Raw genomic sequence first — 21301 nt, forward strand, 5'->3', positions numbered from 1 at the left:
CCATTGCTTGAAAACTTCGCAGAAGACCGGCCAGCCGTCATCGACACCGAAATCCTTCGCGGCAATCTCGCGTTCGCGCGCGCCGGTGGCGGGCGTAATGCGATCCACCATCGAATTCGGGAAAGCGACATTGGCAGAAATCCAGTCGGCAAAGGCCGGGTCGCTCAGCTTGGCAAGCCCCGTCACGGCGTCTTCCGTCACATGCCCGTTGCCCGGAATGTTATCACAGGACATGACCGTGAAAGGCTGGACACCCGCCGCCTTGCGCAGTTTCAGCGCCTGAACGATCAGGCCGAACACGGTTTTCGGATGGTCCGGATGCGCGGCATCCGCCACGATATCCGGATGAGCCGGATCGAAGGTCTGGCTCGCCGGGTCGATATAATAGCCGCCCTCCGTGATCGTCATCGAAACGATGCGCGTATCGGCTGATGTCAGATAGGCCATCAGGGCCTTGCGCCCTTCCTCGGTCGAAATCGTCACATAATCGACCATCGATGCGGTGATGCGCGCGCCTGCATGATCGGCTTCCTGTTCCACAACGGTGGTCAGCCAGTCCTGGACTTTGAGCGTATCACGCATGGCATCGTCGCTACCACGCACACCGGCACCCACCAGCGCCCAGTCATGCCCCTCGCCGGTCGCAAACAGATCGTCCAGATAGACTGCCTGATGGGCGCGGTGAAAATTGCCGACGCCGAAATGCACGATACCCGGCTTCAACCCGGCAGGATCGTAGCCGGGCTTGTGCACCTTATCGAAGCTTTGAAGCGTTGCGCGCGATAGCTTGGTCATGACGGTATCCTCTATTCAATCGGGTACGAACTGGACTTTCATGGTCGCGGGATCGCCGCCATTTTTGGTGAAGAATGGCAGCATTTGCTCCAGCGGCAGCCGGTGGGAAATGAGCCGCGCCATAGAGCCACCGTTTGAAAAGTCCTGTTTCAATATGTCCAATGCCTGCGGAATGTTTCGGTTCAAAGAATGCGAACCGGCAATCCTGATCTGGCGACGGAAAATCTCGAAGGGTGCCACTGAAATTCGTGCGTCGGGCGCACAGACGCCAAATACCAGAACGGTTCCTCCATCGGCGGTGAAGCCGACCATGCTTTCGACCACCCCGGCTATGCCGGTGGCGTCGGCGACAAAATCAAAGCTGCGCTGGCGCCTGTCCAGCGCTTGCGAACCGGACACGACCGGCTCAAGCCCGAGGCTTTCAACGAAAGCCAGCCGGTGTTCATTGATGTCGGCGACCGCAACCTCGGACACGCCCTGCGCTTTCAGCGACAGGGCCAGCAACAGGCCGATTGGGCCTGCCCCGAAAACCAGCGCATTTTCAGTACCGTGCGGGCCAGTCTTCAAGCCTGCCGCGCCAAGCCCGTTCAGCACGCAGGCCAACGGTTCGGCAAGGGCCGCGATATCATAAGGCAGATCACCGATAGAATGGAGATGGCTGGCATTGACGAGGCTCATGCCAGCAAAGCCGCCATTATGGGTCACGCCATAAGCTTTCAGGTCGGAGCAGAGATTGGTCAGCCCCTTGAGGCAGGCGCGGCAGTGACCACAGGGAATATTCGGATCGACCGCAACGCGGTCGCCGACCTTCACATTGGTCACGTCTTCGGCGATGGCCATCACCCTGCCCGCATATTCATGCCCCGGCACCAGCGGAAAGGCACTCGACCCATAGCGGCCATGCAGGACATCAATGTCTGTGTGACAGAGGCCCGACGCCTTGACGTCGATCAGCGCGTGACCCGGCAGCAATGCCGGTTCCGGCAGATCGGCCATGCCTGCTTCGCCATGGCCGGTAAAATAGATCGCTTTCATTGCACTATCCCGGCCTCGCCTTACGCCATCCAGTTGCCGCCATCGACACCGAAGGTCTGGGCGAGAATATAGTCGCTGTCGGACGAGGCGAGGAACACCGCCATGCCGGTAATATCCTCCGGCGTCGCGAAGCGACCGATCGGCACCGACTTCGCCACGGCTGCTTTTTTCTCGCCCGGCTTCAGGCCCTCCCATTTGGCGAAATTCGCATCCACCACATCCCAATGTTCGCCATCGACCACCCCCGGCGCAATCGCATTGACGTTGATGCCATGCTTGACCAGAGCGAGAGCCGCCGACTGCGTGGCGGAGATGATTGCCGCCTTGGATGCGCAATAGAGCGTCACCAGCGCCTCACCACGGCGACCCGCCTGGCTCGCCATATTGATGATCTTGCCGCCGCGTCCGCGCTTGATCATCACATTCGAAACCGCCTTCATCATAAAAAGGGGGCCCTTGAGATTAATGCCCAAAACGCGTTCGTAGCTGTCCTCGGTCAGTTCATTGATCGGTGCCATGTCGAAGATTGCGGCATTGTTGACCAGAATATCGATGCCGCCATATTCGGCATCGATGGCGGCCACCACCTTGTCGATTGCGCCCAGATCGGTCACGTCCAGCCTCACCGCCTTCACGGATGGACCGATACCGCGCGCGGCTTCTTCCGCGCGCTCGATATTGATATCGGCAATGATGACCTTTGCACCCTCTTGCGCGTAGGCCGCCGCAAAGCCAAGCCCGATGCCACGCGCAGCGCCGGTGATGAGGGCAACCTTGTCTTTCAGTCTCATGGACTTTCTCCGATAATGTGATTGTTTTTCCTTACGCATTATCCGACGCAAAACCGCTTCGCGCTTTTGCTGGAAATGCTTCTTTAAAGATGCGTTTTCTTTTCAGACAGGATCAGCGGATGGCGGTCACGGCGCTGGAGCGACAGGCCATCGGGCGTAAAGAGATGCGCGTCGGCGGCATCAAAACCGAGCCGCGCCGTTTCATGCGCACGGGCCGTGCTGTTGCCGCCAGCTTCCGCCACGATCAGGCCGGAAGCGGCATCGTTTTGCACATAGAGATAAGTCTGGCCGCCAAGACGCTCGACCACCATGATCTCGCCTTCGAGAATGCCGTCATCCGCCGGATGCAGATGTTCCGGGCGAACGCCCAGCACAAGCGGCGCACCGGCGCTCACCCCTTCACCGGCAACCGGCACCTTGACCGAACGCCCATTGGCAAGCTGCACCGTCACGCCATCGCTATCGACGGCGCCCGCCTTGACCTCGATGAAATTCATGGTCGGCGATCCGATGAAACCCGCCACAAAGCGATTGACCGGGTGGTGATAAAGCTCCAGCGGTGAACCGACCTGTTCCAGCTTGCCATCGCGCAGCACGACGATCTTGTCGGCCAGCGTCATGGCTTCCACCTGATCATGCGTGACATAGATCATCGTCGCATTCAACCGGTCATGCAGGCGCGCCAATTCGATGCGCATCTGCACGCGCAGCGCCGCATCGAGATTGGACAGCGGTTCATCGAACAGGAAAATCTTCGGCTCGCGCACCATGGCGCGCCCAATGGCGACGCGCTGGCGCTGACCGCCCGAAAGCTGGCGCGGCTTGCGGTCCAGCAATTTGTCCAGCTGCAATGTCCTGGCAACACCTTCCACCTTGCGGTCACGCTCGGCCTTGCCCACACCTGCCAGCTTGAGCGCGAAACCCATATTGTCGCGCACATTCATATGCGGATAGAGCGCATAAGTCTGGAACACCATCGCAAGCCCGCGTTCATCCGGCGGCGTATCGTTGCACTGCTGCCCGTCGATCAAAAGATCGCCGCTGGTGATTTCTTCCAGCCCCGCAATCATCCGCAAAAGCGTGGATTTGCCCGAACCGGACGGCCCGACGAAGACCACGAATTCGCGGTCTTCGATGGCTAGGTCCACACCCTTGATGACATCGATATTGCCGAAGGACTTGGTGGCGTTATGAAAAGAAAGCGTAGCCATGGGGTTCCCTTTACTTCACGGCGCCGAAGGTGAGACCGCGCACCAGCTGGCGCTGCGTAACCCAACCGAAGACGAGGATCGGCGCGATGGCGAGCGTGGACGCTGCCGAGAGTTTTGCCCAGAAAAGCCCTTCCGGTGACGAGAAGGACGCGATGAATGCCGTGAGAGGCCCGGCCTGCGAGGCCGTGAGATTGAGGCTCCAGAAGGCTTCGTTCCAGCACAGGATGATGGAAAGAAGCGCCGTCGATGCAATGCCGGGCAGGCTTAGCGGCAGGAGCAGATAGCGTATCTGCTGGCCGACCTTCGCCCCGTCCATGCGGCTCGCCTCAAGGATTTCATGCGGCACTTCCTTGAAGAAGGAATAGAGCATCCAGACCACAATCGGCAGATTGGAAAGGGTGAAGATGATGATCAGACCGGTGCGCGTGTCGAGAAGCCCGGTATCGCGCGCCAGAAGATAGATCGGCACCAGAACACCCACCGCAGGCAGCATCTTGGTCGAGAGCATCCACAACAGCAGATCCTTGGTGCGTTTTCCCGGAAAGAATGCCGCCGCATATGCCGCCGGAACGGCGATCAGCAGCGACAGGATCGTCGCGCCAAGGCTCTCGATCACGCTGTTCATGGCGTAGCGGAAATAGTCGGCGCGCTGATTGACCGCCGCGAAATTTTCCAGCGTCGGCTCGAAGAACAACTTTGGCGGGGCCACCGCGTCGATCTCTGTCTTGAATGCCGCAAGCAGCATCCAGAGGATCGGGAAGAACATCAAAAGCGCCACGATCCAGCCGATAATCCCGGCGGAGAGCGCGGCTTTGTCGAACTTGCGTTTTGCAGCCATCGTTCGTCTCCCCTAATTATCCAGATTGCGCGCCACGGTTCGGATGAGGAACGCGGCAACGATATTGGCGAGGATGATGGCGACGACACCGGCAGCGGAAGCGCCACCGATATCCCACTGAAGGAGCGCCTTCAGATAGATGAAATAGGTCAGCGTCGTCGTGGCAATACCCGGTCCACCGGAGGTAGTGACGAGGATTTCCGCGAAGACCGACAGGAGAAAGATCGTCTCGATCATGATGACGACCGAGATCGGGCGCAGCAGATGCGGCAGGACGATATAAAAGAACATCACCGGCCCTTTGGCGCCATCAAGCCGCGCCGCTTCCATCTGCTCGCGGTCGAGCGACTGCATGGCGGTCATCAGGATAAGCGTCGCGAAAGGCACCCACTGCCAGGATACGATCATGATGATCGACGCCATTGGAAACTGTCCGAACCAGTCAATGACAGGCAGTCCGAGACTGCGCGAGATAAAGGCGAACAACCCGTTGACCGGGTGCATCAGAAGGTTTTTCCAGATCAGCGCCGACACCGTCGGCATGACGAAGAACGGCGCAATGACCAGAAGTCGCGCAATGTTCTTGCCCCAGAAATCCTGATCGAAAATCACCGCAAACAAAACACCCAGCACCACCGAAATGGCCAGAACCGAGCCCAACAGAATGAGCGTCTTCGTGATGGCCGACCAGAGCCCCGGATCGGACAGCAGGAACTTGTAATTCGAGAAACCGGCAAAACCGGTCACGAAGGGATTGATGAGATTGTAATACTGAAACGAGAACCAGAGCGTCATCGCCAGTGGAACGATCATCCATAGCAAGAGCAGGATGACGGCGGGTGCAAGCAGAGGTCCGGTGCGGACGCTGCGGCGCGATTTTGCGGCAAAGCGCGATTTGGTGCCTGTGGCCAAGGCCGGGTTTGCTGGCATGTCTGACGTTCCTCCCCTTCCCGCTTCAACATCCACCGCGCCCGAAAAGGTGCGGCGGATCGCGCGAAAATCGAGCCTGCTGCTCTCACTCAGGAGCGCAGCAGGCTGATGGTAACCGGATTACTTGATGTAACCGGACTGCGTCATGATCTGTTCGGCCTGCTTCTGTGCGCCATCGAGCGCCGCATCGACGCTTTGCTGACCGGCGACAGCCGAAGAGATTGCCTGACCGACAATGGTGCCGATCGCCTGGAATTCAGGGATCGCCACGAACTGGATGCCGGTATAGGGGACCGGGTCCTTGGTCGGCTTGGTCGGGTCGGCCGATTCAATCGCCTTGAGAACCGTCTCGGCGAAAGGCGCGGCCTTCTTGTACTCTTCATTGGCGTAGGTCGACTGACGCGTACCCGGCGGAACGGCAACCCAGCCTTCCGACTTGCCGACCAGTTCGACGTAGCCCTTCGAGGTCGCCCATTTCAGGAACGACTTTGCGGCTTCCGCCTTCTTGGTCGATGCCGGGATGGCGAGGTTCCACGACCAGGCCCAGGACGAGCCATTCGGCGTCACTTCGACAGGCGCCTTGGTGAAGGCCACCTTGTCGGCAACCTGGCTCTGCTTCGGATCGTAAATGCGGCCCGCAGCTGAGGTGGCGTCGATCCACATGGCGCAATGGCCGGTGGAGAACAGCGCCTGATTTTCATTGAAGCCGTTCGAGGTGATTCCGGGAGGGCCTGCTTCCTTCATCAGATCGACGTAGTAGTTGATGGCCTTTTTCCAGGTATCGGAGCTCATCTGCGGCTTCCAGCTCTCATCGAACCAGCTGCCGCCAAATGTGTTCACCAGGGTGGAAAGATAGGCCATGTTTTCGCCCCAGCCCGGCTTGCCGCGCAGGCAAAGACCGTACTGTTCTTTCGATTTGTCGGTGAGCTTGGTCGCGAATTCCTTGATCTCGGCATAGGTCGGCGCATCCGGCATTTTCAGGCCAGCGGCTTCGAACAGATCCTTTCGATAAAGGGTGAACGAGCTTTCCGCGTAAAACGGCACGGCATAAAGCTTGCCATCGACCGTCAGACCGGCGCGCACCGGCTTGATAAGATCGTCATAGTCGTAATCGTCGCCCAGATCATCGACCGCAAGAAGCCATCCGGCCTTGCCCCAGATCGGGGTTTCATAACCGCCGATGGTCATGATGTCGAACTGGCCGCTCTTGGTTGCGATGTCCGTCGTGACACGCTGGCGCAGCACGTTTTCTTCGAGCACCACCCAGTTGAGCTTGTTGCCGGTGGCCTTTTCCCACTCCGGCGAAAGCTTCTGCATGATGATCATATCGGCATTGTTGACCGTTGCGATCGTGAGCTCCTCCGCCCACGCCGAACCGGAAAACATTGCGACGCCAGCGGCAGACGCAATAAGCCCTGTCACATAAGTTTTGGTCCGCATTTCGTCTCCTCCTTTACGAATGCATAGCAAAATTCTTACATATGTAAAATTTATGGCGCGGCTCTCCGTAGCTTGTCAAGCACGGTTTTTGATTTTGATTTGCGCGCTGAAAAGACCATTCATTCGATTGTTTTCCTGGCCGAAACAACGGATTTTTCACCGCGCGATCTGACCCCGCGATTATCTTAGCACATTCAAATATGCGCTGCATCGTTCCAGATGTTCGTCATTGTTCGCTTGACCTTTGCTTCAGCCTTTGACAGTTTGACTTGGGCCCGCCGCGAAAAATTTCATGGCGGGTCTGGTTGGAGGAACATCCTGAAATTATTGGAAAACAAGCTGCAGACGATGTGTCGCGCATCTATGGGCCAGCGCATCTGGACCCGACCGATAGCAGGAGAATGTGAGCTGTCACTGCAAGAAATTGCAGCGGGCAGCTGACGGACAGGACAGAGAAACGTGCGCAAAACCATACGCACCATGGAAGACTTTTCGGAATTCGTCGGGCTGTCGCGCCCCACAGTTTCCAAATATTTCAACGACCCATCATCCGTCCGCCCGAAGACCCGCGAGATCATCGAAGCGGCCGTCAAGCAGTCCGGCTTTCGTCCCAATCTTTTCGCGGTGAACCTTAATCGTCGTCGCACGACAATTTTGGGAATCATCATTCCCAACCAGCTCGATCATTTCTACATGGCGATGACCCGCAGGCTGCAAACGCTGGCCGAGCAACGGGGTTATCTGACTGTCGTTCTGTCGTCGGATGGCAAGCCGGAACTGGAAAAGCGCGCGATTGAAACGCTTCGCTCGCTCAATGTCGCGGGCGCCATCATCGCACCGCTTGGCGAACAGTCGCAGCATTCCGCGCTGGCGCGTCTCGCCGACGACGTCCCCATCGTCTATGTGGATTCGCCGCTCGACAGCACCACGCCTTTCGTCGGCACCGACAACCAGAAATCCTTCCACCTGATCGTCGATTATCTCTGCCGTTCTGGCAGCGAGCCTTGCTATTTCTCGATGCCGATTGTGAACAACAACGCTCTCAAACGGCGCGAAGCCTATACGACGGCAATGGAAAAGCTCGGTCACGAGCCACGCATCATCGAACTGGAACCGAGCCGCAGCTGGGATTTCGAACAATATGCCTTTGAACAGACGGCGCGCATCATGCGCGAGAAGGCAAGTTTTCCGACCTCGACGGTGCTCTGCTCCAACGACCGCATCGCCTTTGGCGTTACGGGCGCGCTCTGGCAGGCGGGACTGAAAATCGGCAGGCTCAAGGATTGCGATATCCGCGTGGCCGGTCACGACAACAATCCGCTGTCGGAATATACCTGCCCGCCGCTCACTACGGTCGCACAGGATTATAACGAAATCGGCAGGCTGGCGATTGAGCTTCTGTTCCGTACATTGGGCGAAGATTCCGAAGATCGGCTCGAACTGCCCGAAAGCAACCGCATCCTGCTGAATGCTGAGATCAAGCTGAGAATGTCAGCTTGAATACGCAATTATCGGCAGCAATCACGCCGAACTGCGCATGATCAGATGGCTGTCGAGATAGCGAATATCCTCGCCGGTCGCGCTGCTGCTGTCCTGCTCATTGATGCGTGAAAACAGCATATCCAGACCAAGCTGCGCGATCTGGCGGTAATCCTGGGCAACCGTCGTCAGAGGCGGGCAGGTGAAGCGGCTCAGTGGGTGATCGTCGTGACCGGCGACACGCAGATCGCTGCCTTCCTCTCGCCCGACATGACGCCTGCGTTCAAAAGCTGCCGAAATCACGCCGAAGGCCAGACGATCATTGGCGCAGAGAACCGTGCGCGTCGGGAAACCGCCGCGGTCGAGAATACGCCCCGCCTCCTGATAGCCGAGCTCCTCGAAACTCCAGTTTTTCGGGGTCATCGGCAAAACGATGGGCTCGATACCGAGCCTTTCCATCGTGGCGATATAGGCTGCGCGGCGCTCCAGCGCGTTCTGGTTGACGGCAGGCATTTCCAGAAAACAGGGATGCTCGCCGGTCCTGCATAGATATTCGGTAATGTTGCCGATGCTGACGCGGTTGTCGGTGCCGACAAAGGGCTGGTCCTCGCCGATACGGCTATCCAGAAACACCACCGGCATCGAATCGGAAAGGCTGGACAGAAGCTTGGTGTCGGTTTCAAAACCGAGCGGCGCCATCAGGACACCGGCGATCTTAAGCGACATCAGCGAGCGCATGGCGCGTGCTTCAAGCTTGCGCTCGCCATGCGACGACAGAACGATGGTCCAATAACCTTCCGCAAGGCATCGCAATTCGATCTGGCGAATGATTTCGGCATAGAACGGATCGGAAATATGCGGAACGATGACGCCGATATTCTTCGGCTTCTTGCGGTTGAGGCTGACGGCGAAAATATTGGGCTGATAGTTGTAATCCTTCAGCGCCTTTTCGATGCGGGCGCGCGTGGAAGGCTTTACGCTTTCCGGATTATCGAAATATTTCGAGACCGTAGGACGCGACAAGCCGCTTGCCACGGCGAACTCCTCCATCGTCCTGATCTTGTTTTCAGCCATGCTCCGCTTTCCTCGGGCCAGTCCCGATCGGCGCCCACTCCACGCCTCAAGATTTTTCCATGCGTAAATTTATTTTTTCACAGAAGCAACCTGAATTTCACCGGTGCCAGCCCTTATTACCGCAGAAAATGCTGATATAAGGCAACACAACTGTTTTTCCCGCCGCTATTCGGGCGAAATTAAATCGTTATAATTTTTACACGTGAAAAATTATATATTGACACGTTGAACAAGCTCCATCATGTCTAATGAAGCTCGATAATGGGCTGAAGGCACCTGCCCTTCCGGGAGATTTGAAGACCGACGCAAAGTGCTGCGGTCCGATGAACCAGCAGGTAAGTCATCGTTCATGTCCCTGTTAGAAGGACCGCCCGGCAGACGCCGGTTCATACGGAGGAAATCATGTTTCGCACTTCTCTCGGCCGCATTCTCTTTTCCGGCGTCGCTCTGGCCATGATGGCGGGTTCTGCCTCTGCCGAAGGCGTTGGCGCATCGCTTCTCACCCAGCAGCATCCGTTCTACATCTCGCTCGCTGACGCGATGAAGAAGGAAGCGCAGGCAGAAAACGTGCCGCTCGAAATTTCTATCGCCAATCAGGACCTGAGCAAGCAGCTCGCCGATGTGGAAGATTTCATCACCAAGGGCGTCGATGTCATCATCATTTCGCCGGTTGACAGCAAGGGCGTGCGCTCGGCCATCAACAAGGCTGAAAAGGCTGGCATCAAGGTCATCACGGTCGATGTGCCTGCCAACAATGTGGACGTGACCTCCTTCGTCGGCACCGACAACTTTGCCGGTGGCGAACGCGCTGCCGAACTGATGGCCAAGACCATCGGCGAAAAGGGCAATGTCGCCGTCATCGATTACCCGACGGTTCAGTCAGTTGTTGACCGCGTTGAAGGCTTCAAGAAGGGCATCGCCAAGTATCCCGACATCAAAATCGTGGCGATCCAGCCGGGCATCACCCGTCCGGAAGCACTGGCGACCGCGCAGAACATCTTGCAGGCCAACCCGGATATCGTCGGCATCTTCGGCTTCGGCGATGATGCTGCACTTGCCGCCGCATCGGCTGTGAAAGCCGCCAAGCTTGAAAATCAGGTCAAGGTGATCGGCTTTGACGGCATGGAAGAAGCCCGCAACGCCGTGAAAAACGACCCGATCATGGTCGGCGTGATCGCGCAATATCCAGACCAAATGGGCAAGGTTGCGGTTGAAACCGCCGCCAAGGTCATCAAGGGCGAGAGCGTTCCGGCCAAGCAGCCAATCGTTCCGGGCGTCGTCACCAAGGACGGCGAAACCAAGTAAGACCGCGTGAAGCAGCGACACTCCTCCCAGTCGCTGTTTCCTTTTTGCGGTGGCGGCCCGGAAAGCCTCCCCTTTCCGGGCCGCCACCGCATCCCTTTAGACAGCACGGCTGTGCGGACCCGGCCATATCCGGTTCGTGGCAGACTGCAGCAAACGGAGCGTGGAGGCCTCAAAAGTGACAGATCCTGTGACAGCAACCCAATCCGAACAGAAGACGGCAGCGGATACGGTTCTGGAAATTCGCGATGTTGCGAAGTCTTTCGGCCCGGTCATCGCGCTGAAGCGCATGAACCTGACCGTGCGGCGCGGGCGCGTGCATACGCTGCTCGGTGAAAACGGTGCTGGCAAATCCACGCTGATGAAGATTCTGGCTGGCGTGTTCAAGCCGACCTCGGGCACGATTTTGCTCAAAGACGCGGCCTATGCGCCGAAGAACCCGCGCGATGCACGCGCCAGCGGGATCGCCATCGTCTTTCAGGAATTGAGCCTCTCCCGCAACCTGACCGTTGCCGAGAATATTTTCGCGAACCACGAGCCGAGCCGCTTCGGCTTCATCCGCGAGCGCGAGCTGAACGCGGAAGCGACCAGACTCGTTGCCGATCTCGGACTTCCGGTCGATCCGCGCGCCAAGGTCGGCGATCTTTCGATTGCCCAGCGTCAGCTCGTCGAAATCGCCAAGGGCTTGAGCCAGCCTGCCGATGTCGTCATTCTGGACGAGCCGACTTCATCGCTGTCCGACAGCGAGGCGGAAATCCTGTTTTCAATCATCGAGCGCCTGAAGGCCAAGGGCACTGCCGTCATCTATATCTCGCACCGCATGGAAGAAATCATGCGGCTTTCCGACGACATTACGGTTGTTCGCGATGGCGAATATGTCACGACCACCGAAAAGAGCGAGACCAGCATCGAGCGCCTGATCGCGCTCATGGTCGGTCGCGAGATGAACGACATTTACCCGCCGCGTGAAGCGCCGCGCCCTTCGGACGCCGTTCCGCCGATTCTCGCGACAAAGAACCTGTCCGTACCGGGCAAGTTCCACGAGGTCTCCATCGATGTGAAGCCCGGCGAAGTCCTTGGGCTTTTCGGACTGGTCGGTTCTGGCCGTTCGGATGTAATGAAGGCGCTGTTCGGGATGCTGCGGCCAACGGGCGAAATCAGGCTCGAAGGCGAAGCCATCACGCTTGCCTCGCCGACCGATGCCATTCGCCACGGCATTGCCTTCGTGACCGAGAACCGCAAGGAAGAAGGCCTTGTTCTTCCGCATAGCGTCGAGCGCAACATCAATATGGTGGGGCTCGGCCAGCTGGCGGGGCCTTTCGGCCTGATGCGTTCCAGCGCGGAACGCTCCGCCGCCAAGGCGGAAGTGCTGCGCCTTGCCATCAAGACCGCTTCCATCGACACGGTTGCCGGATCGCTCAGCGGCGGCAACCAGCAGAAGATCGTGCTGGCGAAGTGGCTGCAGACAAAGCCGCGCATCCTCATTCTCGACGAACCGACACGCGGTGTCGATGTCGGCGCGAAATTCGAAATCTATCGCATCATCCGTGAACTTGCCGCCAATGGCGCGGCGATTCTGATGGTTTCCTCCGAACTGCCGGAAGTGCTGGGCCTCAGCGACCGGGTGGTCATCATGCATAACAAGCATGTCGCCGCCATTGTCGATGCCGATGGCCTTACGCCCGAAACCGTCATGAGCTACGCAGCAGGAATGCACCTATGAGCAACGCCCAAAATATCCAGAAGAAAGCCGTGGACGCAGAAGTCCGCCGTTCGCTTTTCTCCTCCCCGCTGGTTCGCCAATATGGCGGCATCATTGTTTCGCTGGCCGTGCTTTGCGTGGTCTTCGCTGTGTTGAACCCGCGCTTTCTGGCTTTCAACAACTTCATGAACATCATGCAGCAGGTGGCGGTGATTGCCGTTGCCGCCTATGGCATGACCTATGTGATCCTGCTCGGTGAGATCGACCTTTCGATTGGCTCCATCATCGCCGTTTCCGGAATGGTGGCGGCGCAAGCCTTCTCCATGGGGTTCGGCTTTGTGCCAACCGTGGTTTTCACCCTTGCGGCGGGCGCCATCATGGGCGGCCTGAACGGAGTGCTTTCGGCAAAGCTGATGCTGCCCTCCTTCATCGTGACGGTCGCGACAATGGGCATCTATCGCGGCATGGTCAGCCTGCCGACCAATGGCGCGCCGGAAATCATCGAAAACGATACCTGGCTCGCCATCGGGTCGGAAAACTGGCTCGGCCTGCCGATCATCATTTGGATTGTCGGCGTCCTGTTCATTTTCAACTATATCCTGCTGTCGAAGACTGTGTTCGGTCGCCGCATCTATCTGTCGGGCGGCAACAAGGAAGCGGCGATTTATTCGGGCATCCGCGTCGACCGCATCAAGATCATCGTCTTCATGCTCTCCGGCGTCATGGCTGCGATCAGCGGCATTCTGCTCTCGTCGCGCCTGTCCTCGGCGCAGACTAATGCGGGCATGGGCTACGAACTCGACGCCATTGCGGCGGTCGTGCTGGGCGGCACCTCGCTTGCGGGCGGCGTCGGCACCATGGTCGGCACCATTCTCGGCGCGCTCATCATCGGCGTTATCAATAACGGCATGAACATGCTGTCTGTGCCTTATTTCTATCAGCTCATCGTCAAGGGCGTGGTCATTCTGGTCGCGGTCTGGCTCGATGTGCGCTCGAAATCCGTACGGACGTAATCGGTGCAGCATATGAAAAAGATCATCACTATCGGCGAAATCGTCGTCGAGATCATGGCCGTGGAAACCGGCAACGGTTTCAAATCCGCCATCCCGTTGATCGGCCCGTTCGCCTCCGGCGCGCCCGCGATCTTCATCGATCAGGCGGCCAAGATGGGCCAGCCTTGCGGCATGGTCAGCGCGGTCGGCAATGACGATTTCGGCGCGCTCAATGTCGAGCGCCTGCAAAACGACGGCGTGGATGTATCGGCCATCGGCGTGCATCCGACAGCCGCTACCGGCAGCGCCTTCGTGCGCTATCGCCCTGATGGCAATCGCGACTTCATCTTCAACATCAAGCACAGCGCATGCAGCGCGATTGGCCTGACACCAGAAGCTGAAACGCTGATCGAGACCGCCGATCATCTGCATATCATGGGTTCGGCCCTGTTCTCCGATGGCATCGTCTCGGCGATCCACGAGGCGACAATCCGCATCAAGGCGAAGGGCGGCACAGTGTCCTTCGACCCGAATATCCGCAAGGAAATGCTGGAATTGCCGGGCATGCGTCAGGCGCTGGCCCATGCTCTGGAAAACACCGACCTGTTCATGCCGAGCGGCCCGGAAATTTTCCTCTTCACCAAGGCGACCGAGGAAAAGGCAGCTGTGGAAGAGTTGCTGGCGCGGGGTGTCAAGGCCGTTGTGGTCAAGCGCGGCGCGGAAGGCGCCAGCTATTTCGACCAGTCCGGCGAAGTTTTCGCGCCTGCTTTCAAGGTCGATGAAATCGACCCAACCGGCGCGGGCGACAGTTTTGGCGCGGCATTCGTAACCTGCTGGCTGCGCGACATGGCCCCGAAGGAAGCTCTTGTCATCGCCAACGCCACCGGCGCACGCGCCGTCGGCGTCAAGGGACCGATGGAAGGCACCTCGACCATGGCTGAAATTGTTGCCTTTCTGCAGAAAAACGGAGTTCCAGCATGAGCGGCACGAACGTTCTGAGCGCACTTCCCGCCCGTTATGCAAGCGGCGTTCGCGGTGGCATCACGTCGATCTGTTCTGCGCATCCGCTGGTGATCGAAGCAGCCCTCCTCGAAGGCATCGCGACCGAGACCGACGTGCTGATCGAGGCCACCTGCAATCAGGTCAATCAGGATGGCGGCTATACGGGCATGACGCCTGCCGACTTCCGCCGCTTCGTGGAAGACATCGCCGCGCGCGTCGGCTTCGACACCAAGCGGCTTATTCTGGGCGGCGACCATCTCGGCCCCAACCCGTGGAAACATCTGCCAGCCGAAGAAGCCCTTGCGAAGTCGGATGTCATGATCGACGCCTTCGTGCGCGCAGGCTTCACCAAAATCCATCTCGATACGTCGATGGGCTGCGCTGGCGAGCCAGTCGCGCTGCCTGATACCGTCACCGCCGAGCGCGCTGCGCGTCTCGCCAAGGTTTCCGAAACGGCGGCCCGCGAAGCCGGATACGACCTGCCGGTCTATATCATCGGCACGGAAGTCCCGATTCCCGGTGGTGCGATGGAAGAAATCGAAGAGCTGGAGCTGACCAAGCCGGGCGCTGCCGTCGAAACCGTCGCCATTCACCGCAAAGCTTTTGCAGCACTCGGACTGGAAGACGCCTTTGCCCGCGCCATCGGCGTTGTGGTGCAGCCGGGTGTCGAATTCGGCAATGAGAATGTCGTCTTCTACAACAGCGAAAAAGCGACGGCTTTAAGCGCTGTTCTGAGCGAAATGCCGCAATTCGTGTTCGAAGCCCATTCGACCGATTACCAGCCGGTGGAAGCGCTTTCCGATCTCGTGCACGACGGTTTCGCTATTCTGAAAGTCGGCCCCGGCCTGACTTTTGCACTGCGCGAGGCTCTTTATGGTCTCGACCAGATTGCGGCATTCCTCGACAAGCTGCCGTATGAAGAAACCCTGCGCGGCAAGATGGAAGCGCTACTTCTGGCCGAGCCGAAGAACTGGGAAAAATATTACCACGGCGACGCGGAAGAGCTGCGGCTGCAACGCCATTTCTCCTATAGCGACCGCATTCGCTATTACTGGCCGCACCCGGTGGCAACCGCCGCCGTCGATTCGCTTTTGAAGCGCCTGGAAGGTCGCAAGATACCCGAAACGCTGATCAGCCAATATCTCGGCACGCTTTATCCGGCTGTCGCCTCGGGTGCGGTCGAAGCCACGCCGCATGCGCTGATGGTCGAAGCCGTCCGCAATGTCGTACGCACTTACGGCAAGGCTGTCGCCTAATTCTCGGAACAGCTTGCGCCTTGCGGCGCAAGCTGTTGGTCTATTTTCCCGGCGCAAGCCGCGCCAGAAAATCGTCGCACCAGCGTGTGACGTCATGGGTTTTGAGAAAATCCATCATGTCGTTATAGCGTTCCTGCCGTTCTTCCAGCGGCATGGACAGCGCCCGCGCAATCGCATAGGCAACGGCTTCCGTATCATAGGGATTGACCAGAACCGCACCATCCAGTTCCTGCGCGGCACCGGCAAAGCGTGAAAGCACAAGCACGCCGGGATCATCCGGGTCCTGCGCCGCGACATATTCCTTTGCCACGAGGTTCATGCCATCGCGCAGCGGCGTGACCAGCCCCACTTTCGCCAGACGATAAAGCCCGGCCAGCACATCGCGATTGAGAGACCGGTTGATATAGCGGATCGGCGTCCAGTCGAAGGTGGCGTTCGCCCCGTTGATGCGCCCGGCCATTTCCGCCACTTCCCGCTGCATATCCTTATATTCCGGCACTTCGGTGCGAGACTTCGGCGTCACCTGCAAAAAGGTGACATGGCCGCGATTGACCGGATCGATTTTCAGAAAATTCTCGAAAGCTTCAAGCCGGTTGGTGATCCCCTTGGAATAATCCAGCCGGTCGACGCCGATGATCAGATCGCGCCCGCTCATGCTGTCGCGCATGCGCTTTACGGAACTGCTGTTTTGCGTCTTCATCGCAATCTCGGCAAAGGCTTCGGTTTCGATGCCGATACCAAAACTGTCCACGCTGAAGCTTCGCCCGAAAGCCTCGAACCGCCGGGGTTCAATCTGTTTGCCGATCTTTTCCCGCCGCAGACCCCCGATGAAATTCTCCACATCGTTTTCCGTCTGGAAACCGACGAGATCGTAATAGGTCAAACCGCGAATGATCGCCTCATGCACCGGAAGCGTCAAAAGCAGATCGGCTGGAGGCCATGGAATATGCATGAAAAAGCCGATGCGATTTTCCACCCCGCAGCGCCGCAATTCTTCGGCCAGCGGGATCAGGTGATAATCATGCACCCAGATTGTGTCGTCGGGCTCGATTAGCGGCAGCAATTGCTGCGCGAACAGCCGGTTGACCCGAAAATAGCCCGCCATATCCTTGCGGGTATAGTCTATGAGGTCCAGCCGGTAATGGCAGAGCGGCCATAGCATGCGATTAGCGAAGCCGGCGTAGTATTCGTCGATATCTTTCTTTTGCAGGCTTAGCAGCGCATAGCTGATCGGCCCGACCTGTTTCGTTTCCAGTTGATGTGTCTCTCTGCCGGACAGTGTTTCACCGGACCAGCCGAACCAGACACCCCCTCTGACATTCAAGGCCGCCTGCAAGGCGACGGCCAATCCTCCTGCCGGGGCTTTTCCCTGCTTATCCGGCAGGGGAACGCGGTTGGAAACCACGACAAGGCGTCCCACTCCATTCTCCTTTCATCGTGTTAGAGCGCGTTTCGATCTGATTGAAGCAGATCGGCGCTCTAACATTTTTGTTTTTACGCACATCTTATCCGAAAACCGTTTCACACTTTTCGGGATGTGCTCTATTGCGTTCCCGCCATTTTGATCACCCAAGCCCGCAAGGCTTTCGGCGAGGCAACCGCGTCCGTGGACAGGTCGCTGATCGCTTCGCCCACGGCAATGCCCATTCCGCCCAAATCCATCGCCGCTTGCAGCATCGGTATATCCGTCAGATCGTCCCCGAACGCGACCGGAAGACGCCCGGCAAAGGCCTTGCTCTGCATCAGGCGGCGCAGAGCGACGCCCTTGTCGCCATGACGCGAACGCAGTTCGAAAACGAATTTCCCAGCCTGAACCCGCCAGTCGGGACCGGCCAGTTTTTCCGCCGCATCGATCAATTCACGCGCAATGTCTTCCTTCTCGGGCGCAAGCCTGAAGTGAACTGCGATCGCATTGCCTTTATCTTCCAGCAGAAGCCCGGCAATACCGGATTGCGTCTCACGAATAAAATCCTTGGCGCGCGCGAATTCTTCGCCCGGCTCCAGCTTTTCGACCTGCCCCGACGGCAGCCGGAACTCGGTGCCGTGCAATGCCGCGATAGCGCCTGAATAGGAAGGGAAACGCTTTGCCACGAAATCCAGCGGACGGCCCGTCATCAGCGCCACTGCGCCGGACAAACGCTCGCGCAATTTTTCCAAGGCGGTCACCAACGCGGGATCGACAACGACGCCGTCCGGCGTTGGTGCGATATCCAGCAGAGTTCCGTCGATATCGAAGAAAAGCGCATAACCGGAATGCTCCGGCGATAATGCCGCAAGCGAAATTCTCTCTGAATGGATCGTGGAGAGGTGCATAGGTTCCAAACCGAATACCCCGTCAAAAGTTCCACAATTCCACAATCTTATCCGCTAGCTTATGCGGTTTTCCGATCACGCCATGCGCGGCGTTTTCCGTTTGAACAGCACGGCAGCCAGACCGAGGATCAGCGTGCCCGCGATGAACAGGAAGGCTGCGGCGGCAATCGCCGGGCTGATGTTTTCGCGGATGGTGGAAAACATCTGTCGCGCCAGCGTGCGCTGGTTGGGACCGGCGACGAACAGCGTCAGCACAACCTCATCCAGCGACGTGGCAAAGGCCAGCACCGCGCCCGAAACCACGCCCGGCATGGCGAGCGGCAACGTCACCCGGCGAAACACAGTCAGCGGCGATGCTCCGAGACTTTCCGCCGCAAGCTCCACTCGCCGGTCAATGCCCGCAAGTGCGCCGGTGACGCTCACCATCACAAAGGGGATCGACACCACCGTATGCGCGACGATGACCCCGAAATAGGAATTGGCGATGCCGAGCCGCACGAACAGCAATTGCATGCCGACGCCCATCACCACCGCAGGCACCACCATCGGGAGCAGAAACAGCGTGCGGATTGGACCGGACAGGAACAGCGCCCGATTGCGCAGGCCAAGGGCTGCCATAGTACCAAGAACCGTCGCCAGCGTCATGGTGCCAAAGCCGATGATCAGGCTGTTGACGATGGCGCGTCGCCAGGCATCGGCTGTTGCCAGTTCCTCGAACCAGCGCATCGACCAGCTTGGCACCGGATAGGTGAGGAACACGCTCGACGTGAAGGCCAGCGGCAGGATGGCGAATAAGGGCGCGACCAGAAAAAGGACAGCGGCCACGCCGAACACGATCTTGACGGAGCGTCCCATGGTTATGCCCTCCCCCGCTTTTCGTTGGTCAGGCGACCATAGACCGCATAGAGCAGCAGGCAGACAACCAGCAGCACCATACCCAGCGCGCCAGCCATGCCCCAATTGGCCGAGCCGGTGGCATAATAGGCGATGATCGAGCTGATCATCTGGTCGCTCGGACCGCCGATCAGTGCCGGTGTGATGTAATAACCAATGGCGCTCATGAAGACGAGCAACATGCCGGACAGGATGCCCCGCATGCTGAGCGGCAGCAGAACACGCAGGAACGCCCGCCATGGCGGCGCACCCAGCGAAGCGGCGGCAGGCATCAGATTGTTCGGGATGGACACCAGCACGCTGTAGATCGGCAGAACCATGAACGGCAAAAGCACATGCGTCATGGCGATGATCACGCCCATCCGGTTGAAGATCAGCGGCAGTGGCCCGTTGGTGAGACCGAGCCAGATCAGCGTGTCGTTGATCAACCCCTTGTCCTGCAACAGAATGAACCATGCTGCCGTGCGCACCAGAAGCGATGTCCAGAGCGGCAGAAGCACGGCTGCAAAAAGGGCGCTTTTCACCCAGCCCGTGGCGGAAGCCAGCAACACCGCATAGGGATAACCGATGGCGGCGCAGGCCAGCGTGACCAGTGCGGCGATCCAGAATGTGCGCAGCATGATGGCGCGATTGGCCGACGTGCCCGCGGCCATGGAAACAATCTCGCCTGAACTGTCGCGTTCCATATCCACCGCCGCCAGCAGATTGCGGTCTGTGGTGGGGGACAGCGCATTGGCAATGGCCCGCCAATATTGTGGCTGGCTCCAGCGTTTATCGACTGCTTCCAGATCTAGCGCCGGATCGTCTTTCTCGATGGCTGTAAGCGTCTTGCTCATCAATGTGCGAAAGCCCGACTGGGCGCTGTTCAGGCGCCGCACCATATCGCCGACCGCCTGCTGATCGGTGGATGCCCTGAGATCGGCAACCAGCGCCTGTTTCATCTCCGGTGTCGGACCCGATTGACCGTCCCAACCGGCGACGGCCTCCGCCGTTTGCGGGAGAACCCGCAGCACCGCCGTGTCGGAGATTGCCTGTTTCATCATCACGCCAAGCGGCCACAGGAAAAACAGCGCAATGAAGATCAAAAGCGGCGCGATGAGCAGAACCGAGCGTGTGCTTTTGGCGGAGAGAACCGTCATGCGACAATTGTCCAGCAATCGGCTGCATTGAAATGCGCCACCACATCGACGCCCGGTTGCCATTCGCGCGCCTTACGGTCGAGGCGCACAATGAAATGATGCGCCTTGTCATCCAGCTGGATGCGCAGATGATCGCCCTGATAAACACTATCGGTCACGCGTGTGCTGAGATTATTGTCGGCCTTGGCCTCGCCGCCCAGTTCGATCCGCTCCGGGCGGATGGAAAGCAGCACATCTTGCCCCGGCGTCAGCGCGCCGGATGATGAGGCGTTCAACTCGGCGCCGTTCTTGAGGCGGATCAACGTTTTCGTTCCATCGACACGCTCCACCTTGCCTTCGGCCAGATTGGTTTCACCAATGAATTCTGCCACGAAACGGGTCTTCGGCTCGTCGTAGATTTCGCGCGGCGAGCCGATCTGTTCGATCTGTCCCTTGTTGAACACGGCGATACGGTCCGACATGGTCAGCGCCTCGCTCTGGTCATGTGTCACGAAAACGATGGTCAAACCGAGGCGGTTGTGGAGCGCGCGGATATCGAGCTGCATCTGTTCGCGCAATTGCTTGTCGAGCGCGCCAAGCGGCTCGTCCATCAGCACCACGCCCGGTTCGAAAACCAGCGCACGGGCCAAAGCCACACGCTGCTGCTGCCCGCCGGAAAGCTGCGACGGCTTGCGCTCGCGCATGGTTGAAAGCTGCACCATATCCAGCACTTTTGCGACCTTGTCGGATATCTCCGCCTTGCCAAGCCCGCGCATCTGCAATGGGAATGCGATGTTCTCGCCGACGCTCATATGGGGAAACAGCGCATAGTTCTGGAACACGACGCCCATATTGCGCTTGTAGGACGGAACATCGTTGATCGACTTGCCATCGACGACAAGCTTGCCGCCGCTCGGGCTTTCAAAGCCAGCGAGCATCATCAAAAGCGTGGTCTTGCCCGAACCGGATGGCCCAAGCAAACTGACGAACTCGCCGCGTGCTATATCGAGGTTGAGCCCGTCTATGACTTTGAAATCGGCGTAGGATTTACTGATATTCTCAAATCGAATTCGATAGTCCGTCAATGAATCACTCCAGTTGCCGGCATCGGAATATCCCGTCCACCCGA

19 protein-coding genes are annotated in these 21301 nt (G+C 58.5%); 6 read left to right on the forward strand and 13 right to left on the reverse strand.

The features are described 5' to 3' along the window. The 7 genes from D8666_RS22425 to D8666_RS22455 all read right to left on the reverse strand — a co-directional run. A partial coding sequence (locus tag D8666_RS22425) for a mannitol dehydrogenase family protein (protein WP_147438020.1) occupies window positions 1-795 on the reverse strand: 795 nt, incomplete at its 3' end. Window positions 796-810: 15 nt separating this feature from the next. Then, window positions 811-1830, reverse strand: coding sequence for a zinc-dependent alcohol dehydrogenase family protein (locus D8666_RS22430; RefSeq protein ID WP_109366950.1), 1020 nt, complete (start codon window positions 1828-1830; stop codon window positions 811-813). Between the two features lie 20 nt (window positions 1831-1850). Continuing rightward, window positions 1851-2621, reverse strand: coding sequence for an L-iditol 2-dehydrogenase (locus D8666_RS22435; RefSeq protein WP_109366949.1), 771 nt, complete (start codon window positions 2619-2621; stop codon window positions 1851-1853). 83 nt (window positions 2622-2704) lie between these two features. After that, window positions 2705-3832, reverse strand: a complete 1128-nt coding sequence (locus D8666_RS22440; RefSeq protein ID WP_109366948.1) for an ABC transporter ATP-binding protein — start codon at window positions 3830-3832, stop codon at window positions 2705-2707. Between the two features lie 10 nt (window positions 3833-3842). After that, window positions 3843-4670 (reverse strand): carbohydrate ABC transporter permease, encoded by an 828-nt coding sequence (locus tag D8666_RS22445; RefSeq protein ID WP_109366947.1) that lies wholly within the window; start codon window positions 4668-4670, stop codon window positions 3843-3845. A 12-nt stretch (window positions 4671-4682) separates the two neighbouring features. After that, window positions 4683-5600 (reverse strand): carbohydrate ABC transporter permease, encoded by a 918-nt coding sequence (locus D8666_RS22450; protein WP_109366946.1) that lies wholly within the window; start codon window positions 5598-5600, stop codon window positions 4683-4685. A gap of 120 nt (window positions 5601-5720) precedes the next feature. After that, the gene (locus D8666_RS22455) at window positions 5721-7040 is read right to left on the reverse strand and encodes an ABC transporter substrate-binding protein (RefSeq protein WP_167836167.1); all 1320 of its coding nucleotides are present in this window, start codon (window positions 7038-7040) and stop codon (window positions 5721-5723) included. Window positions 7041-7520: 480 nt separating this feature from the next. On the opposite strand from D8666_RS22455, the gene D8666_RS22460 reads away from it, so the two are divergent. Further along, window positions 7521-8540: a LacI family DNA-binding transcriptional regulator gene (locus D8666_RS22460; protein ID WP_109366945.1), complete on the forward strand. Its 1020-nt coding sequence runs from the start codon at window positions 7521-7523 to the stop codon at window positions 8538-8540. A 21-nt stretch (window positions 8541-8561) separates the two neighbouring features. Here D8666_RS22460 and D8666_RS22465 read toward each other — a convergent pair whose 3' ends face one another. Next, window positions 8562-9593 carry a LacI family DNA-binding transcriptional regulator gene (locus D8666_RS22465; RefSeq protein WP_109366944.1) on the reverse strand — a complete coding sequence of 344 codons (1032 nt, stop codon included), beginning with the start codon at window positions 9591-9593 and terminating at the stop codon, window positions 8562-8564. Window positions 9594-9995: 402 nt separating this feature from the next. Here D8666_RS22465 and D8666_RS22470 point away from each other — a divergent pair, with 402 nt between their 5' ends. The 5 genes from D8666_RS22470 (at window position 9996) to D8666_RS22490 (ending at window position 15847) form a co-directional block, all read left to right on the forward strand. Further along, window positions 9996-10898 (forward strand): substrate-binding domain-containing protein, encoded by a 903-nt coding sequence (locus D8666_RS22470; protein WP_109366943.1) that lies wholly within the window; start codon window positions 9996-9998, stop codon window positions 10896-10898. A 175-nt stretch (window positions 10899-11073) separates the two neighbouring features. Then, window positions 11074-12618 carry a sugar ABC transporter ATP-binding protein gene (locus tag D8666_RS22475; RefSeq protein ID WP_109366942.1) on the forward strand — a complete coding sequence of 515 codons (1545 nt, stop codon included), beginning with the start codon at window positions 11074-11076 and terminating at the stop codon, window positions 12616-12618. Then, window positions 12615-13610 carry an ABC transporter permease gene (locus D8666_RS22480; protein WP_167836168.1) on the forward strand — a complete coding sequence of 332 codons (996 nt, stop codon included), beginning with the start codon at window positions 12615-12617 and terminating at the stop codon, window positions 13608-13610. Before D8666_RS22475 ends, D8666_RS22480 begins: the two co-directional genes overlap by 4 nt. A 12-nt stretch (window positions 13611-13622) precedes the next feature. Beyond that, a complete protein-coding gene (locus tag D8666_RS22485; RefSeq protein WP_109366941.1) occupies window positions 13623-14570 on the forward strand; it encodes a tagatose kinase in 948 nt (315 codons plus the stop codon). Continuing rightward, on the forward strand, window positions 14567-15847 hold the full coding sequence (locus D8666_RS22490) for a D-tagatose-bisphosphate aldolase, class II, non-catalytic subunit (protein ID WP_109366940.1): 1281 nt from the start codon (window positions 14567-14569) through the stop codon (window positions 15845-15847). Before D8666_RS22485 ends, D8666_RS22490 begins: the two co-directional genes overlap by 4 nt. Before the next feature lie 40 nt (window positions 15848-15887). On the opposite strand, the gene otsA is transcribed toward D8666_RS22490, so the two are convergent. From otsA to D8666_RS22515, 5 genes are all read right to left on the reverse strand, one after another. After that, entirely contained in the window at window positions 15888-17267 is a 1380-nt protein-coding gene (gene otsA, locus D8666_RS22495; protein WP_109366939.1) for an alpha,alpha-trehalose-phosphate synthase (UDP-forming), read from the reverse strand. Window positions 17268-17389: 122 nt separating this feature from the next. Then, window positions 17390-18160, reverse strand: coding sequence for a trehalose-phosphatase (gene otsB / locus D8666_RS22500; RefSeq protein ID WP_109366938.1), 771 nt, complete (start codon window positions 18158-18160; stop codon window positions 17390-17392). 75 nt (window positions 18161-18235) lie between these two features. Next, window positions 18236-19015 carry an ABC transporter permease gene (locus D8666_RS22505; RefSeq protein ID WP_121539506.1) on the reverse strand — a complete coding sequence of 260 codons (780 nt, stop codon included), beginning with the start codon at window positions 19013-19015 and terminating at the stop codon, window positions 18236-18238. 2 nt (window positions 19016-19017) lie between these two features. Further along, window positions 19018-20193: an ABC transporter permease gene (locus D8666_RS22510; RefSeq protein ID WP_121539507.1), complete on the reverse strand. Its 1176-nt coding sequence runs from the start codon at window positions 20191-20193 to the stop codon at window positions 19018-19020. Beyond that, window positions 20190-21257 carry an ABC transporter ATP-binding protein gene (locus tag D8666_RS22515; protein WP_109366935.1) on the reverse strand — a complete coding sequence of 356 codons (1068 nt, stop codon included), beginning with the start codon at window positions 21255-21257 and terminating at the stop codon, window positions 20190-20192. The genes D8666_RS22510 and D8666_RS22515 overlap by 4 nt, the downstream gene beginning before the upstream one ends. Between the last annotated feature and the right edge of the window lie 44 nt (window positions 21258-21301).

Origin of the sequence: Ochrobactrum soli (assembly GCF_003664555.1) — a bacterium.
Taxonomy (GTDB): domain Bacteria; phylum Pseudomonadota; class Alphaproteobacteria; order Rhizobiales; family Rhizobiaceae; genus Brucella; species Brucella teleogrylli.